Source organism: Wolbachia endosymbiont of Nomada ferruginata, from assembly GCF_001675785.1.
Lineage (GTDB): Bacteria > Pseudomonadota > Alphaproteobacteria > Rickettsiales > Anaplasmataceae > Wolbachia > Wolbachia pipientis.
Map to the genome: position 1 here is coordinate 1 of NZ_LYUY01000016.1, position 16242 is coordinate 16242.

Annotated in this window: 19 protein-coding genes; 7 read left to right on the forward strand and 12 right to left on the reverse strand. The window is 34.7% G+C overall.

Annotated features, from left to right (window positions below):
- Window positions 1–79: 79 nt before the first annotated feature.
- Window positions 80–208, reverse strand: coding sequence for a hypothetical protein (locus BA053_RS08280; RefSeq protein ID WP_255356231.1), 129 nt, complete (start codon window positions 206–208; stop codon window positions 80–82).
- A gap of 142 nt (window positions 209–350) precedes the next feature.
- The gene (locus BA053_RS01745) at window positions 351–671 is read right to left on the reverse strand and encodes a TrbC/VirB2 family protein (RefSeq protein WP_015589492.1); all 321 of its coding nucleotides are present in this window, start codon (window positions 669–671) and stop codon (window positions 351–353) included.
- A 134-nt stretch (window positions 672–805) separates the two neighbouring features.
- Between BA053_RS01745 and BA053_RS01750 the strand changes: the two genes are divergently transcribed.
- Together BA053_RS01750 and BA053_RS01755 are read left to right on the forward strand one after the other, a co-directional pair.
- The gene (locus BA053_RS01750) at window positions 806–1621 is read left to right on the forward strand and encodes a YihY/virulence factor BrkB family protein (RefSeq protein WP_065106688.1); all 816 of its coding nucleotides are present in this window, start codon (window positions 806–808) and stop codon (window positions 1619–1621) included.
- Window positions 1608–2363: an SDR family oxidoreductase gene (locus BA053_RS01755; protein WP_006279711.1), complete on the forward strand. Its 756-nt coding sequence runs from the start codon at window positions 1608–1610 to the stop codon at window positions 2361–2363. The genes BA053_RS01750 and BA053_RS01755 overlap by 14 nt, the downstream gene beginning before the upstream one ends.
- Before the next feature lie 139 nt (window positions 2364–2502).
- On the opposite strand, the gene BA053_RS06610 is transcribed toward BA053_RS01755, so the two are convergent.
- Window positions 2503–2643 (reverse strand): hypothetical protein, encoded by a 141-nt coding sequence (locus tag BA053_RS06610; protein WP_245611005.1) that lies wholly within the window; start codon window positions 2641–2643, stop codon window positions 2503–2505.
- Between the two features lie 138 nt (window positions 2644–2781).
- On the opposite strand from BA053_RS06610, the gene carB reads away from it, so the two are divergent.
- The 3 genes from carB to BA053_RS01765 all read left to right on the forward strand — a co-directional run bounded on the left by carB (window position 2782) and on the right by BA053_RS01765 (window position 7189).
- The gene (carB, locus tag BA053_RS01760) at window positions 2782–6216 is read left to right on the forward strand and encodes a carbamoyl-phosphate synthase large subunit (protein ID WP_065106689.1); all 3435 of its coding nucleotides are present in this window, start codon (window positions 2782–2784) and stop codon (window positions 6214–6216) included.
- A 164-nt stretch (window positions 6217–6380) separates the two neighbouring features.
- Complete coding sequence (locus tag BA053_RS06615) at window positions 6381–6596, forward strand: hypothetical protein (protein ID WP_006279709.1); 216 nt, start codon at window positions 6381–6383, stop codon at window positions 6594–6596.
- Window positions 6593–7189, forward strand: a complete 597-nt coding sequence (locus tag BA053_RS01765; RefSeq protein ID WP_245611006.1) for an IS110 family transposase — start codon at window positions 6593–6595, stop codon at window positions 7187–7189. Before BA053_RS06615 ends, BA053_RS01765 begins: the two co-directional genes overlap by 4 nt.
- Before the next feature lie 175 nt (window positions 7190–7364).
- On the opposite strand, the gene BA053_RS01770 is transcribed toward BA053_RS01765, so the two are convergent.
- From BA053_RS01770 to BA053_RS01810, 9 genes are all read right to left on the reverse strand, one after another.
- Window positions 7365–8345 (reverse strand): SGNH/GDSL hydrolase family protein, encoded by a 981-nt coding sequence (locus BA053_RS01770; RefSeq protein ID WP_065094473.1) that lies wholly within the window; start codon window positions 8343–8345, stop codon window positions 7365–7367.
- A 140-nt stretch (window positions 8346–8485) separates the two neighbouring features.
- On the reverse strand, window positions 8486–10429 hold the full coding sequence (gene rpoD / locus BA053_RS01775; RefSeq protein ID WP_065106690.1) for an RNA polymerase sigma factor RpoD: 1944 nt from the start codon (window positions 10427–10429) through the stop codon (window positions 8486–8488).
- 138 nt (window positions 10430–10567) lie between these two features.
- Complete coding sequence (locus tag BA053_RS01780) at window positions 10568–10879, reverse strand: cation:proton antiporter subunit C (RefSeq protein WP_006279706.1); 312 nt, start codon at window positions 10877–10879, stop codon at window positions 10568–10570.
- Window positions 10876–11295, reverse strand: coding sequence for a Na(+)/H(+) antiporter subunit B (locus BA053_RS01785; RefSeq protein WP_006279705.1), 420 nt, complete (start codon window positions 11293–11295; stop codon window positions 10876–10878). Before BA053_RS01785 ends, BA053_RS01780 begins: the two co-directional genes overlap by 4 nt.
- On the reverse strand, window positions 11288–11815 hold the full coding sequence (locus BA053_RS01790) for a DUF4040 domain-containing protein (protein ID WP_065094471.1): 528 nt from the start codon (window positions 11813–11815) through the stop codon (window positions 11288–11290). The genes BA053_RS01785 and BA053_RS01790 overlap by 8 nt, the downstream gene beginning before the upstream one ends.
- Window position 11816: 1 nt before the next feature.
- Window positions 11817–12104 carry a monovalent cation/H(+) antiporter subunit G gene (gene mnhG / locus BA053_RS01795; protein WP_006279703.1) on the reverse strand — a complete coding sequence of 96 codons (288 nt, stop codon included), beginning with the start codon at window positions 12102–12104 and terminating at the stop codon, window positions 11817–11819.
- Between the two features lie 6 nt (window positions 12105–12110).
- Window positions 12111–12356 carry a monovalent cation/H+ antiporter complex subunit F gene (locus BA053_RS06620; RefSeq protein ID WP_007548527.1) on the reverse strand — a complete coding sequence of 82 codons (246 nt, stop codon included), beginning with the start codon at window positions 12354–12356 and terminating at the stop codon, window positions 12111–12113.
- A 28-nt stretch (window positions 12357–12384) separates the two neighbouring features.
- The gene (rpoZ, locus tag BA053_RS01805) at window positions 12385–12792 is read right to left on the reverse strand and encodes a DNA-directed RNA polymerase subunit omega (protein WP_065094470.1); all 408 of its coding nucleotides are present in this window, start codon (window positions 12790–12792) and stop codon (window positions 12385–12387) included.
- 60 nt (window positions 12793–12852) lie between these two features.
- Window positions 12853–13149, reverse strand: coding sequence for a helix-turn-helix domain-containing protein (locus BA053_RS01810; RefSeq protein ID WP_010081926.1), 297 nt, complete (start codon window positions 13147–13149; stop codon window positions 12853–12855).
- 436 nt (window positions 13150–13585) lie between these two features.
- Between BA053_RS01810 and purE the strand changes: the two genes are divergently transcribed.
- Together purE and mutL are read left to right on the forward strand one after the other, a co-directional pair.
- Window positions 13586–14077, forward strand: coding sequence for a 5-(carboxyamino)imidazole ribonucleotide mutase (gene purE, locus BA053_RS01815; protein ID WP_174525399.1), 492 nt, complete (start codon window positions 13586–13588; stop codon window positions 14075–14077).
- Window positions 14078–14084: 7 nt separating this feature from the next.
- Complete coding sequence (mutL, locus tag BA053_RS01820; protein WP_065106691.1) at window positions 14085–15902, forward strand: DNA mismatch repair endonuclease MutL; 1818 nt, start codon at window positions 14085–14087, stop codon at window positions 15900–15902.
- The last annotated feature ends 340 nt before the right edge of the window (window positions 15903–16242 follow it).

The window sequence follows — 16242 nt, forward strand, 5'->3', positions numbered from 1 at the left end:
GTTTAGAATAAAAAAACGCCATACTTGAAAGTATAATGTAAGTAATTAGCCAACCACGGGGCTTCTTTTGCCTTTTTTTTCATTTGGTAAATTTCTTAATATTCATAGCTAAACGACAACCGTTATTCCGCTGCTTGTTAGCTGATGAGATACCGCGAATGAATCGCGGTATGACGGTATGCGGCGGCATGACGATAAGCCTTGTCATTCCAGCGCGTGACGCTGGAATCTAAACTTTAACTGATATGATTACAGAAAGAGAATTTATTAGGTATTCATAGACACTGAAAGTGGTCAGCTTGACCACTTTCAAGTAAAGAAAACTACGTTTGTGCCTCCAATAATTTCTATTACTTATCCGCTACTGCACCGTCTTTACAAATCACACCTCCTGGTGTTATTTTTGAAACGACTACAGGAGCGCCAAAAAACACAGCAGTGAATGCACCGAGTGCAAAAAGCGCTGGCCACGGCATTCTACCGAATATTGCAAGCAACGCTGCACCAATTATCACTATTGTGATCATTGGTCCACCTATGCCATGAGTATAGCCTATTATCTTGCATATCACTGATGATGTTGTATCATTTTTATCAACAAAAGTATTTGCAGCATTTGCATCAAATGCAAAGGAGAGAATTAAAGCCACAAGTAGAAGAAAATTTTTCATTACGCCTCCGATAATTTCTATTTAATGCTGGATTATCCTTCACTTTGATTAAATTTAAGTAAATGGTGAGGATTTTTTGCTTAAAAGTATCCTTTATTTCATTTAGAATACTTTTCTTGGTTCGTTTATATTACATGCTGCAGAAATTTTACGGTATTGTTTATTGCCTTTACCGCGCTTTGATTGACACAATTCATAACGATGGGGTGGAGCACGCAGGGTATTTATCATTTTTAATTCTGTTATCAATATTTCCTTTTCTCATCGTTTTAATGGCTGTGGCGTCAACATTCGCAAGTTTCTTAGACCAGTATAACATTGGCTGGGTATTTATCATTGATAACATGCCACAGGATATTTTATCATCTTTGATGCCACGCATTAGGGAGATAATATCAGGCCCGCCGCAAAGCTTACTAACTTTAGCAATTGTAGGTGCTGTTTGGGCCGCCTCGTCAACAATTGAAGGGCTAAGAACAGTATTGAACAAAGCTTATAAAATTCCGGTTTCGCCGCCTTATATATGGAGAAGGGTACTCAGTATATTACAATTTTTAGTGATCACGCTTATTATAACTCTAACTATAGTGTTCTCTACATTAGTGCCAATGCTAATTGATTTTTCCTATCAGGGACTAAGTTATACTAGGTATTTACTTATTGAATTTGTACTTTTTATGATAGTCTCTTGGCTATATTTTATGTTGCCAAACATAAAACAAAACTTATCAGACGTATTTCCCGGATCTTGTGTAGCTGTTATTCTTTGGACGATTTCTGCTTCAGCTTTTAAGCAATACTTAAAAGCTTCCTTTGACCAACTGGATTTGATATATGGAAGTTTAGGTGGTGTGGTAGTGTCATTACTATTTTTTTATATGCTAAGTTTGATTTTTATATATGGAGCAAAATTCAATTTTCAGCTAAAATATTTCAATGGATCTCGCTAAGGAGAAAGAAATGGGTAAGTTAGAAGGTAAAGTAGCTTTAATCACCGGAGCTTCAGGTGGAATAGGCTCTGCTGTTGCAAAAAGGTTTATAAGAGAAGGTGCATGTGTGATTCTGATTTCAAGATCTCTTGATAATCTCAAGCCACTATATAATGAAATTGAAGAGCTTGAAGAATTTAAAGAAGGCTCTGTGAAACTAATTCAGCTTGATCTTTTAGACTTTGAGAATGTAAAGATACTGACAAACATGATAGAAAGCCTGAAATTATCAGAATCTGGAGCACTTGATATATTAGTTGCGTGTGCTGGAATTTTAGGCAAACTGAACCCCATTCATGACTGTGAGATTGAAGAGCTACAGAACGTAATGAATACAAATTTTACTGCCAATTGGTACTTACTAAAAAACTTAGATCCAATGCTAAAAAAGTCTAATGCTGGAAGAGCGATATTCATGACCTCAGAAGTGACACTTTCTCCTTCCTCTTATCCATATTGGATGCCGTATGCTGCAAGTAAAGTTGCACTAGAAATAATGGTGCAGATATATGCATCTGAGACAAAACATACAAAATTATGTGTAAATGCTGTATACACGGAAGGACCTGTGGGTAGTGAGCAGGCATTTCCTGGATCTGAATTGGTGTCACCTGATAAACTAACAGATAAATTTGTGGAATTAGCTTCTGAAGACTGCAGCATATCAGGAAAAATCTTACCGCTTAGCAAATCTCCCGAATAAATTACACTAGGAAGGGTGTCATGCAAGTAGCTGACACTGGTTTCCATCCAAAAGGGTGTCATCCAAGTAGCCCCTTCGGTGTCATTCCAGTCTGGAATCTAGTCTTTATTATGCAGCCACTTATTTAAAGTTAAGTTTTCTAGATCCCAGTGTCAAGCACTGGGATGACACCTCTGGGCACTGCCGTCATAAAGGAACCAGTGTCAGCTACTTGAATGACATCATTTGCTGTGCAATTTACCTTCAAAAATGAATGTTTGTACAGCTGTGTGTCAAGCACTGGAATCTGCCACGCAAATTGCAATGTTCGTACAGTTATGCGTCAAGCCTAAAAGTAATTAGCTAATAGGTTTAATAAAAATTCACATATACAGGAAAGATTGGTAACATTACTTGAATAGAGACCGTTATTGTAATTATGCCGAAACGCACAGATATAGAATCTATATTAGTAATAGGAGCAGGCCCAATAGTTATAGGTCAGGCATGCGAGTTTGATTATTCTGGAACGCAAAGCTGTAAAGTATTAAAAAGTGAAGGTTATAAAGTCATTTTGGTTAACTCCAACCCCGCAACTATAATGACAGATCCTGAATTCTCTGATGCAACTTATATTGAGCCGGTACTGCCTGAAATCATAGAGAAAATTATAATTAAGGAGAGGCCAGACGCAATATTGCCAACAATGGGCGGGCAAACAGCACTCAATTGCGCAATAAAACTTGCAGATGATGGAGTGTTAGACAAATACAACGTAGAATTAATAGGGGTAAACAGAGAAGCAATAAAAAAAGCAGAGGATAGAGAGTTATTCCGTCAGTCCATGGATAGAATAGGACTGAAATACCCCAAAAGTATCATTATAAAAAATCAAGAACAAATAAAAAAGGCTTTGGATTACGTTGGATTACCAGCAATTATCCGCTCATCATTCACTCTTGGTGGCGCAGGTAGTGGCATAGCATATAATAAAGAGGAGTTTTTCAATATCGCAGAAAGTGCTCTCAAAATTTCGCCAATAAATGAAGTTCAGATAGATGAATCAATTATCGGCTGGAAAGAATATGAAATGGAAGTTATCCGCGATTGTAAAGATAACTGCATAATAGTCTGTTCGATAGAAAATGTTGATCCAATGGGAGTGCACACTGGGGATAGCATAACTGTTGCTCCTGCTTTGACTCTGCGTGACGTAGAATACCAACAGATGAGAAATGCATCTATAGCAGTGCTGAGAGAAATTGATGTTAGTGCCGGTGGTGCAAATGTTCAGTTTGCAGTGAATCCTAAAGAAGATGGAAGCCTTGTTGTAATTGAAATGAATCCAAGGGTTTCTCGCTCTTCTGCACTTGCCTCAAAAGCAACAGGCTATCCTATTGCAAAAGTTGTAACTAAACTTGCTATTGGCTATTCGCTCGATGAAATACGTAACGACTGCGCTCCAATAATACCAGCAGCATTCGAACCAGTGATTGATTATATCGTCACTAAAATTCCTCGATTTGAGTTTGAAAAATTTAAGGGGACGAATTGTGAATTATCAACTTCCATGAAATCAGTGGGAGAGGTAATGTCAATCGGCCGCACTTTTAATGAGTCACTACAGAAAGCTTTCCGTTCACTTGAAACTGATCTTACAGGACTTGATGAAGTATTTCCTGAGAACATTGATATTGATCACGTAAAATCTCAATTAGCAAAATTGCTGCCAAACAGATTACTGATTGCTGCTGACGCAATGCGCCACGGAATTAGCATAGAAGAAATAAATTCGATTACAGGATATGACTTATGGTTTCTGCAAAATATACAGCAAATTATATTAGCTGAACAAAAAATCAAGGAAAATAGCCTTCCTGAAACTGCATATGAAATATTAGAACTAAAAAAGATGGGATTCTCGGATGCAAGGTTGGCAAAGTTAAGTAATAGACCTACCTCTGTCATCCCAGTGCGTGACACTGGGATCCAGCCAGCGTTACACGCTGGAGATCGAGTAAAACAAATCGAAGAAATAAGAAAAAAATTTGGCATTAAACAAGTTTATAAACGCGTAGACACCTGTGCAGCTGAATTTGAATCGAGCACTGCTTATATGTATGGCTGCTATGAGGGTGATGTTGAAAATAAAACGGAATGTGAGGCGAATATTTCTGACCGAGAAAAGGTTGTCATTTTAGGAAGTGGTCCAAATCGCATTGGTCAAGGTATTGAGTTTGATTATGCATGCGTACATGCAGCTTCTGCCGCCAAAGAAATGGGGTATGAAACAATAATGATCAACTGTAATCCCGAAACTGTCTCAACTGACTACGATACCGCTGATCGTTTATATTTTGCACCACTCATTGCAGAGGATGTGCTTGAAATACTAAGTAAAGAGCAAGAAAATGGCACACTGGTTGGTGTAATAGTTCAAATAGGCGGTCAAACACCTTTAAAGTTAGCCAAAGTGCTTAACGAGAGAGGTTTCAAAATTCTGGGAACTTCGTTTGATTCTATTGACCTTGCAGAAGATCGCATGAGGTTTAAAAACCTTGCTTTGCAACTTAATTTAAAACAACCTGAAAATTCTATCTGCCATTCAGTAGAAGAAGCGTTAACCAACGCAGAAAAGGTGGGGTTTCCACTAGTAGTCAGGCCATCATATGTCCTTGGCGGTCAGTCTATGTCGATTAGACACGATACTCAGAGCTTCAAAGAGTATGTCTTGAATCAAACCAAAATTTTTGAACACGGATCGCTGCTTCTTGATAAATTTTTAGTCAATGCAGTTGAGGTTGACGTTGATGCTGTATGTGATGGGGAAAAAGTTTTCATTGCAGCGGTCATGGAGCATATTGAAGAAGCTGGTATCCACTCTGGTGATTCAACATGCTCAATACCGACAAATACATTGAGTGACGAAGTAATAAAAGAGATTAAGCTACAAACTGAAAGAATAGCTCTTGCACTAGAAGTGAAAGGTCTGATAAACATTCAGTTTGCTGTTCAAGAGAATAGACCTCTTGCAGAACCTGTTTGTGATGAGAAATTTTTAGAAAAAATGCAGATGAGCACCACAGAATACTCGAATGTATTTGAGGAGCGCAGACAAGCTTTGACGACAAAATTGCCTTCAGAAATCGAGTTATGCAAGAGGTCTAGTGATGTATACATACTTGAAGTGAATCTAAGGGCTAGTCGCACAGTTCCTTTTATTTCCAAAGTAATTAACATCCCTATTGCAAAACTTGCCACTCAAGTTATTTTGGGTAAAAAATTGAATCAGGAAAACGAGCCTTTCAATCATTTTGCAGTTAAAGCTGCTGTTTTTCCATTCACGCGCTTTTCGGGAATTGATATTCTACTTGGTCCTGAAATGAAATCAACAGGAGAAGTGATGGGAATTGACTCATCTTTCGAAGCTGCACTTGCAAAAGTGCATATGGCTGCGGGATACAAGTTACCAACAGAAGGAGCAGCTCTGGTTTCAGTAAAAGATGATGATAAAGAGTATATATTGCCTGTTGTACGAATGTTGAAAGAACTGAGTTTTGAAATATATGCAACCAAAGGTACAGCTTCTTATCTGAATAATAATGGCATTGCTGCACAAACTGTAAATAAAGTGAGAGAAGGCAGACCCCACATAGTTGATATGCTCAAAGATGGAAAAATAAATCTAGTGATCAATACTTCAAAAGGTGTGAAATCAGTCTCAGATAGCAAAGATATCAGGAGAACTGCTATTTTGCAAAATATAGCTTACAGTACCACAGCTTCTGGGAGTAAAGCGTTAGTGCTTGCAATTCAATATGTAAAGAATAGCAAATTGGAAGTGAAATCATTACAGCAGATACAAAACGTTTAAATATCAAAACTAGAATAATTCACTCTCAAAATGCTAAAGAGAACATAATAAAAAGATGGAAATTTTGAAGGAAATAGTATACCTAAAGAATCAACTAGCGTAATTGAACAGCCAAATGCTACAACGAATACTCCACAATCTTACCTAGAGGACACTTCCCTTATATGTTAAGAACAAGTCTTTATAAATATCAAAGTAGTGATATTAAAGACACACAGAGAAGAGGAACCGTCACGCCCCTTGATTATAAGAATCGTTGTTCAGCAAGGTTCTCTTCTCTGGTTTATTATACTGAAAGTTCCGAACAACTGATTGAGCTTTTAGGCTCGTATATAAGGCTGGAAAATGCAGTATATGTTATTATTACGGAGGAATTATGAATTCATCAAACATTATTGCTGGCATTGATGTTAGCAAAAGTAAATTAGATCTCCACATTCACCCACTTGAGCATTATAAAATATTTGAAAACAATGTACAATCCATTGATGAAATGCTGGACTTTTTACGTTTGCATAATGTAACCAAAGTTGGTCTTGAGGCAACTGATGGATACGAAAAATTATATGCCTATACTTTACTAAGCAATGGTTTTGAGGTGTACGTCATTCAACCTAGATGGGTTAGAGACTATGCTAAAAGCCTTGGTATTACTACAAAAACTGATAAAATAGACTGCAGTATCATTTCACGTTATATCAATAATACAGATATGCGTGTTACTCCTTTAACAGTTGATAATGGTAATATTGATTGCTTGAAACAAAAATTATCTCGTAGAAACCAACTTGTAGAAATAGCAAAAATACAAAAAACCCAAATCCAACAGGTAACTGATACATCTATAATCAAACAAATAGAGGAACTTCTTGCAATTTTACGTAATCAAATTAAAACTTTAGAAGATGAAATGATTACATTTATCGATCAAAACCAAGAGCTTAAAAGAAAATATATATCAATAACTATATAGTAGCGGGATGACGGTTTTTCAAATTGTCAGTAAATCTAAATCAGTTTAGCTATAGGCAGCAATTTTCTGTATTTATTTTAAATTGAAGAAAGCTCAAATGAAAGATCGTGTTTTGCTAAAAATCACAGAATGCAGTCTGGTTACTATTTAAAAGGATATGTTCAAAAAAACTGTGTCAAATCAACTCATACACTTCATTACCAACTTCATGATGAAGTTCCGCAGTTGGATGGAAATAATCAAAAAAGAAATAATCCTTTAGTGTTTCTTTGCTACACCCAGGGTTATAGTGAACGTCAAGTTCCCCTTTAAATATCAACTTTAAGAGTATTTTTATATTTTCTTTAAATCTCCCAACTTGGTCTGCAATGTTCGATGTGCATGCATCTTGACAATTTAAACCTTTGCTCTTGTATTCGCTAAATATACTTCTCATTTTAGAGTTAAGATCAAATGCTTTTATTTCAAGATTTGTACTTTTCTTCATATAATCTAAGCCTTTAGCCAGTTTTGCATTGAAACTCCCCGTGAGCTTTGTAGCTAGTTCCCTTGCTTCTTCATCTCTATTAAAAGCTGGTATTAAGCCAACTTCAGGTGCGTTTGCAACAACTACATGCTTAACACCATGTTCATTTAGAACCTTAAGTGCATTACATATTTCACTCACTGCTTGTTCCAACACTTCTTCCGCTTTAGTATCGTCATAAGCAGTGGCAACCATAACATCATTTCCGCCGATTATGATGCAAAATAAATCTTCTTTACCTATATCTGGATGATGTTTAATTACCGCATCTAGCTGGTTAGCTAAACGAAATTTATTGAAGAAATAAGAAAAAATAGGGTCAAAAATTTCAGATGCTGTTGCATATGAAACTGCGTAATTCTGACCTTGCTGTTCGTGGCATCTCCCAAAAAATGAATAACTCCACCCAGGTTTAAATTCATCTAAATCTAAATATTTTGCTATATATTCAACAGCAGTAGGGCCATTGCTAAAAGATCCTCCTTGATAAAAAGGGTCATCAAACTTTACGCTTTTTGCAAAGGATAAGTTATTTAAAATTCCAATGATTGCGCCATTATCGGATAAACTATCACCCAGAACATAAAAATTTCTATACTTTGAATTAGAATTGTCATTTTTGTTTGTCATAATATTTACCGTAGATTAGCATGTTGTTTCATTAGATTCATAGAAAAAGAAAAATAGCGGTGAAATTATACAACTTTGGCCTAACTTGCTCTCCACTTTTTCCGGGCAAAATCAGCTTCTTCTTAACTTGACACGTATACTTAAAAGAACCCTCTAAGTTTTCTAGCGCGGCTTGGATGTTTCAACTTGCGCAGTGCTTTTGCCTCTATTTGCCTAATTCTCTCACGTGTTACATTAAAAATTTTTCCTACTTCTTCTAAGGTATGTTCCTTCCCATCTTTACCAAGGCCAAAACGCATTCTTAAAATTCTTTCTTCCTTTGGTGTTAAAGTTGCAAGAACATTGGTTGTAATGCCACGCAAGTCAGCAAGTATTGCAGCATCCTCTGGTCTGGAGACTCGCTTATCTTCTATACAATCACCGAAGGTACTACTATCATCTTTTCCTGTTGGAGCTTCAAGACTTACTGGATCCCTTGCTATTTTCATAACTTTGCGTATTCTTTCCAGTGGCATTGTCAGTTCTACACTCAATTCCTCTAACGTCGGCTCTCTTCCCATCTCATGAGTCATCTTTCTTAATGCTCTGTTGATTTTACTGATAATTTCCACCATATGAACTGGTATTCTAACTACTTTAGACTGCTCAGGTATTGCCCTAGTGATTGATTGTCTTACCCACCAAGTGCCATAAGTTGAAAATTTATATCCACGTTTGTAATCAAACTTATCCACGGCCTTCATAAGACCAATATTGCCTTCTTGTATCAAATCAAGCAGATCAAGGCCTCTTTTTGAATACTTCTTAGCAATGGAAACTACTAGCCTTAAGTTAGCCTTAATCATCTCTTGCTTTGCTTCAGAGACTTCTCGTTCGTGTTTTTGTATTCTCCTGATTAGCTCCTTAAATTCTTGTACGTTATCTTCCTGTATATGCTGCTTAATACCGTTCAAGGTACTAGCTATATGTTCAGAGTTATCGTCTATAAACCTTAAAAATTTGTTTTTTAATTCACCTGTAAAAGAGGACTGATTTTCATTGATCTTTAAAAGACTTATCTCTTTCAACTCGTGCTTTAAAAGCACGTCATCATAAACTTTATAGAAACTTTCTCTATCGATATTGTATTTTCTAGCCTCAGCAATAAGATTAGCCTCTTCAAGCGTGACGGATCTATTTATCTTATAAAGTTCTTGTGTAATTCTGGCAACAGCAGCATCACTTAACTTAATTTGTAATGCTATAGACCATATTTGATTATACGAATTTTCTAGCTCATTAGAGAAATTTTTAGAATTTTTTCTTAATATCAACGCTTCATTTGTTAAAGTAATTACCTCATCCAATGCAACTATGACCTTTGGCAATAAGTCACTTTCCATTTCAAGAATAGAAACATTTAAATTGACTGAACTTATATCTTCATTATTACCGTCTTTCTCATCATCACTTTTTTTACTATCTTTCTCATCATCACTACAGTACTCAGCATCTTCAGAAACATCCTCAGAATCCTCAACATCTTCAGCACTTTCTTCACTTTCTTCTTTGGGTACCACATTAAAATCAGAGTTATAAATTGCATCCAGATCTATAATTTCTCTCAGTAAGAGAGCTCCATTACTTAAATCATCATGCCATACTTTTATCACCTTTAATGTTACTGATGTTTCAATTATTGCACGTAACATGTTATGCTTTTCAGATTCAATTTTTTTTGCTATCTCGATTTCATCTGCCCTTGATAAAAGCTTTACGGAGCTCATGTCTTGTAAATAAATCCTCACTGGATCATCATTTTGTACTAAAGTTGCAGTAACATTTGGCGATGTGTCATCATCATCAAGTTTACTATCATCACTGTTGGAAGGAATATCTTCTTCATCTTCGCTACTTTCAAGCACATTAATTCCGGAATCCTGCAATAAAGATATAGCATCATCTATAAAGTCAGACGAAAAATTTTCATCTGATAATTTATCATTTATATCATCAAAGGTGATAAAACCACCCTTTTTTATACTCTTAGTTACCAGATCTTTGATAATTTTTTTCTTATCTTCTGCATCATTAATAGTTGACATCATTACCTTTATAGTTTATAATTTTATTTCTTATTAACAAACAAACTTACAACGAGCAAGTCTATAATTTTACTTTTAACTTGTGGCTATTTGTTACTTCATATAGTTTAAGATACTGTTAATTTATGTACACTTGTCTTAATCAATTGTTCCATACTTTTCTTCCATTTTTACTGCTATGGATAATCCAACTGAAAATGTTGCAATTCCAACCACTATAGCAGTAAGCATTAAAACATGGGGTATAGGATTGCTATATGAATAAAAATTTGAAACCAATATAGGAGGCAAGGAACTTTTTATATATCCTAGAGATATGTAAAATAACAAAACAGATGCTTGGAAGACGCTTACCCCTATCATTTTCTTGATTAAATTTTTATCGTTTATAATAATATATAAACCTAGCACCATTAATACAATAATAATCGTATAATTATATAAAGTCATTGTTTTTTCCTACGAGCAAAATTTATATATATAATTAACATAGAGGAGCAGACAGTAAATGCTACACCTAATTCCACCAAAAAAATACCTAATTTTTGACCGGTTCTATTATTGGTTAACAAGATATCATAAGATAAAAAATTTTGGCCAAGTAAAGTTGTTGCAACGCCCGTTCCTCCATAAATTAAAATACCTAACACGTTAGTCAATCTAATTACAGAATAAGGTATTGCTTTTAGAGTTGTAGATACACCAAATAGCATTGAATATAATATTATCCCGGAGGCAATAATTATTCCTGCTTGAAAACCTCCACCCGGAGTGTAATCACCGTGAAATTGTATGTATAAACCAAATAAAATGATAAAAGGTATCATCAAAAATGTTACTGCATTTAATATCGGATCTTTAATCATTTTCTTTTTCTTCTTTTAATATCAACGTTATACAAAGCGCAGCAGTAAAAACTACTATAGTTTCTCCAAACGTGTCATAACCACGAAAGCTTGCCAAAATAGCTGTCACTATATTAGGAATACCGGTAGCTTTTTCGGTATTTTCCACATAATAAGGAGCAACATGCAAGTGGATCGGAGCATTGTGGCTGCCAAAATCTGGCAATTGAATCATAAAATATGACAAACATACAGCCAGAAATAACATAAAAAAAAGCGTTATAGGGTTATGAGATAGATTTACTTTATGATTCTTTATCAAGGAGAGTGCTGCAAACGTAAAAACTGTACTGAGCCCCGCACCAACAGAAGCTTCAGTAATTGCAACATCAGGTGCATTCATAATTAAGTATATAAGCGCAATCAGTGAACTAAATACACACATTAGAACAGCACTTACGACTAAATGTCGCGAGAAAACTATAAAAACCGTAACTGTTAGTAACAACAAAAATAACACTACATTTAATATTTCTAACACCTTAGCCTTCTTTAACAGTTTTTTTCTTAACTTTATAATGAGTGCGCGCTAAAATATAGCTATTAGTTGAGTTAGCTACCCATATTATAAAAATTAATAATACTATTTTAACAGTATTGATTGAAAATCCATTCTGCAAAGCAAAACCAATTAACAATAACGTTGCACCGCTAGAATCTGTAATACCTGCTGCATGTAACCTAGTATAGAAATCAGGAAATCTGATCACCCCTATATTTGAAATAATTATCAAACAAATACCTAAAAATATGAAAATGGATCCTATCATAAATTATCAAAACAACATTAATCTCATTAGTGCTATAGTTGATATAAAGCTAACGCTAGCATACAACAATGCTATATCAATTAAAAAAAAATTATTCAGAATGATTGATATTGCTGTTATAAGTACAACTACTTGCGTTGAGAAATTATTGAACGCTAAAACCTTATTGTACACATCATTTGACTTAGACACTATGCAACACAACATTACACTCATACAGAACAACAGTGTATAGATAGCAATGCAAATCATTTAAAGACTATGTAACTTCAGTAGATTTCTAAACGGATACTTCTTCATCGCCATCTTGATCATTTATTTCATCATCTATTTCACCATCCACTTCATAATCTTGGCTTTCTTGACTTGCATCAAGATCTGTGTTATCAGAAAAATTTAATAAATTCGCTAGCTTACTTGTATTACTGCTGTAAACATTATTCATATTTCCTTTCATGTATTCCTTGCATCTACCTACCAAAAGGCTAAACAGCTCATGAGTATCCACCTGTTTTCCTGCTATTTCATGTAAGGAAACTATGGTATTTTTATGACCTTTAAACTTAGCTGCTTGAATTGGATTACTTGCCCCTGTATTTAAATCATGTGTTCTTTGACTTGCCAACAGAACCAATTTGAAACGGTTACTTACCCGTTCTATACAGTTTTCTACAATAGACTCAGCCATAAGATACTACCTTAATAAGTTTTATACTATATCACAAAAAACAAGTTGTCAACTTTGTATCTATTGCGATTCAACTTCATGTTTTACTTTTTCTGCCTCAGATTTTATTTCTTGGCTTTCTGTCATCGTGATTGTTATCTCATGATCAAGTTTTTTTAGAAATCCTAACAATCGCTCTAAAGAAAAACCATCTATTTTACCATTTTTAATTTGCGATACCTTTGGCTGATCAATACCAAGTTTCTCAGCTGCAAAAGCCTGAGTCCAAGCATTTTTTTCTATAATTTTATTTATTATATAAAGCAACTTTGTTTTTATTCCTGCACTGTCTAAGTTATTTAACGATATTATTTCCATAATTCTTACACTCACATATCAATTAACTTTATTAAACATTATAACATAATATTTAATATACCAAGATATTAATATCATGTAACTTGTCAATAATTATATGATATCAATATTTAAAACTTTAAGTTGATTATATATTAATATTTTTATCAAATTTCTAGTAATTTTAAATTACCATTTTACCATCAGTCTATCTGAAAAAACCATTTATAGAAAGAACAAGCTAAGATTACAAAGCTTGAAATACAAAAATAATTATTTTATAAATTTATCTTACATAAGAAGTTTATATCTCTATATCTTAATATAAATATTTATTTAAATTTTTAAAATTTCTATTTTAACGAGAATTCTATATATTATATTTATAATATAATTTAAATATTTGTTGCTTTTTAGCTGGAACATTATTTAGTTAGTAAGTAAAATTGTGTTGAATATGACAAAAATAAAAAAAGATGTTGCTGTTATTATGGGAAGTGAGTTAGATTACACCACTATGGTCCATACTGTTGATATGTTAAAAGCATTAGAAGTTTCACATGATATATTCATAATATCTGCACATAGAACACCAGAAAGGCTCTTCAATTTTGCTAAATCTGCACAAGAAGAAGGTTTTAAGGTTATTATAGCTGGTGCAGGAGGTGCAGCTCATTTACCTGGTATGGTTGCGTCACTAACTTGTTTACCAGTTATCGGCGTTCCTGTGCATAGTAAACAATTAAATGGGCTGGACAGTCTACTCTCTATAGTTCAAATGCCAAAGGGTGTTCCAGTTGCAACCATGTCTATAGGAGAAAATGGAGCATATAATGCTGCCATTACTGCCGTATCTATATTGTCAATTTCCAACAGTGAAATTGCAGGTAGGTTAAAAAAGTGGAGAGAGAAACAGACCAAAGAAGTAAAAGAAAAACCAGTTTCATAATAAATCTATGGCAATAATTCTTTTAGACACAAAAACCATAAACCGTATAGCAGCGGGGGAGGTGATAGAAAGGCCAGCAAGTGTAGTAAAGGAATTAGTGGAAAATGCAATAGATGCTGGAAGTTTAGAAATAGAGATCAAAATAGAAAGTGGTGGGCGTAACCTTATTATTGTGACAGATGATGGTAACGGAGTAGAAAAAAACGATTTAGAACTTGCGTTTATGCGCCATGCTACTTCAAAATTGAGCGACAATGAGTTGATAGAAATCAAGCATCTTGGCTTTAGAGGAGAAGCTCTGCCTTCAATAGCAGCAGTAAGTAGGATAAAATTATCGTCTAAGGCAAGAGAAGCAAATGAAGCATGGTCTATAAGTTATGAGGGTGGAGAGAAAATAGGGGAGCAAACTCCTTACTCTTTATCACAAGGCACACATATTGAAGTACGAGATTTATTTTTTGCCACTCCAAATAGACTAAAATTTCTAAAAACTGAAAGAGCAGAAACTCAAAGCATTGTTGATATTGTAAACAACCTAGCAATGATTAACTATCATATAGGGTTTACTCTCACTTCAGGTAATAAAAAGCTCTTAAAATACGCTAAGCAGACTTCGTTATTTCATAGATTGTGTGAAGTAGAAGAAGAATTTCAGGGCAATTCTTTGGAGATCAATGAAGAAGAAGACGACATTAAACTTACGGGACACATCTGTAAACCGACCGTCAATCGTGGTAAGTCAACTCAGATCTATACGTTTGTTAATGGAAGGCCAATCAAAGATAATCTACTTATTGGCGCAGTTAGGTATGCATATCATGATTTTATTCCAAGCGATAGGTATCCTTTTGCAGCGTTACATTTAGAGATACCTTATGATCAAGTAGATGTAAATGTGCATCCAAATAAGTCAGAAGTAAGGTTTCAGAATAAGAAGCTCATATATGAGATAGTGACAAGAGGATTAATTAAAGCATTGTCAAGAAGGATAGGCACCTTTCTAGCGCATGACCAGAAAATGGATTCAACATTGCCAGATCCTTTTGATAAACCTAATGTTCAAAATGAAAGAAGGCCAAGTCCTTTTGAAAATCAACTAATAAAAGAATTTGCTTCTCCAAATGAAAGAGTAAAAAGCTTATCAGAACAGTCAAAATCGTTTGATTATACCGGCATACAGAAATTACCATCACAAGCGGAGACTATGGTTCTAGAAAAAAAGGTGTTAGAGCAAGTTGATTTGATAGAGAGCCACCCGCTCGGGTTTGCACGCTGTCAGGTCTATAATACTTACATTATTGCCGAGGTAAGAGACAAATTGATTATAGTCGACCAGCATGCAGCCCACGAAAGGCTAGTATATGAATGCTTAAAACAAAAATCAAGTGTAAAAAGACAAAAACTACTTCTTCCTGGAACGGTTGAAATCAAAAATCAAGCCGGAATGGAGATGATTGAAGTTTATAAAGATAAGTTATTTGAAATGGGTTTTGATATTGAGATCAAATCAGAAAATAAAGTGATAGTAAAAGAAATCCCTGCAATTTTGGGAGCAATAGATGTGAAAGAGATGCTAATTAATATAGTCGATAGATTAACGGAAATAGAAGATACATTGCCAGTAGAAGATAAAGTGAACAAAATATTGGCCACTATCGCTTGTCATGGATCAATTAGAGCGGGTAGAAAAATGAGGTTAGATGAAATGAATGAGCTGCTGAGACAAATGGAAAAAACCCCATATTCCGGGCAATGCAACCACGGAAGACCAACTTATATAGAAATGAAACTCAGTGATATTGAAAAACTTTTTGAGCGGAGGTAAGAGGTTGCCATAAATATGTAAGTGCTCCTTTCTCGTCATCCAAGTAGCTCATAGAAACGAAAAAACTTCCTTGACAAACTCCGTCAGCCCCCTTATCATGAAAGTGAAGCTATTTATTTATCTTCTCTGTACAGATTAAATGACAAAAAAACTCACGAATCTGGCGTCTCATGTTTAATTTTTTGCACTATGTGCACCTTATGTCTTTATAAAATTCTAGGTTTTTACCTAATATAAGCTAAAATGCGCTTATAAAGCATTTAAAACATAAAAAAACGCCAACTTAAAAAATGGATAGTGAATAACTAGCTACCCTAGGGTTTCTTTTGCCTTTTTTTCT

Bases quoted from the DNA above. Each gene is read 5' to 3' on its own strand.
- rpoZ (WP_065094470.1), bottom strand. From the start codon at position 12,792: ATGGCTGAGTCTATTGTAGAAAACTGTATAGAACGGGTAAGTAACCGT.
- BA053_RS01750 (WP_065106688.1), top strand. From the start codon at position 806: ATGCTGCAGAAATTTTACGGTATTGTTTATTGCCTTTACCGCGCTTTG.
- BA053_RS01755 (WP_006279711.1), top strand. From the start codon at position 1,608: ATGGATCTCGCTAAGGAGAAAGAAATGGGTAAGTTAGAAGGTAAAGTA.
- BA053_RS01785 (WP_006279705.1), bottom strand. From the start codon at position 11,295: ATGATTAAAGATCCGATATTAAATGCAGTAACATTTTTGATGATACCT.
- carB (WP_065106689.1), top strand. From the start codon at position 2,782: ATGCCGAAACGCACAGATATAGAATCTATATTAGTAATAGGAGCAGGC.
- BA053_RS08280 (WP_255356231.1), bottom strand. From the start codon at position 208: ATGACAAGGCTTATCGTCATGCCGCCGCATACCGTCATACCGCGATTC.
- BA053_RS01745 (WP_015589492.1), bottom strand. From the start codon at position 671: ATGAAAAATTTTCTTCTACTTGTGGCTTTAATTCTCTCCTTTGCATTT.
- BA053_RS01810 (WP_010081926.1), bottom strand. From the start codon at position 13,149: ATGGAAATAATATCGTTAAATAACTTAGACAGTGCAGGAATAAAAACA.
- BA053_RS01765 (WP_245611006.1), top strand. From the start codon at position 6,593: ATGAATTCATCAAACATTATTGCTGGCATTGATGTTAGCAAAAGTAAA.
- BA053_RS01780 (WP_006279706.1), bottom strand. From the start codon at position 10,879: ATGACTTTATATAATTATACGATTATTATTGTATTAATGGTGCTAGGT.
- BA053_RS06620 (WP_007548527.1), bottom strand. From the start codon at position 12,356: ATGATTTGCATTGCTATCTATACACTGTTGTTCTGTATGAGTGTAATG.
- purE (WP_174525399.1), top strand. From the start codon at position 13,586: ATGACAAAAATAAAAAAAGATGTTGCTGTTATTATGGGAAGTGAGTTA.
- mnhG (WP_006279703.1), bottom strand. From the start codon at position 12,104: ATGATAGGATCCATTTTCATATTTTTAGGTATTTGTTTGATAATTATT.
- mutL (WP_065106691.1), top strand. From the start codon at position 14,085: ATGGCAATAATTCTTTTAGACACAAAAACCATAAACCGTATAGCAGCG.
- BA053_RS01770 (WP_065094473.1), bottom strand. From the start codon at position 8,345: ATGACAAACAAAAATGACAATTCTAATTCAAAGTATAGAAATTTTTAT.
- BA053_RS06615 (WP_006279709.1), top strand. From the start codon at position 6,381: ATGTTAAGAACAAGTCTTTATAAATATCAAAGTAGTGATATTAAAGAC.
- rpoD (WP_065106690.1), bottom strand. From the start codon at position 10,429: ATGTCAACTATTAATGATGCAGAAGATAAGAAAAAAATTATCAAAGAT.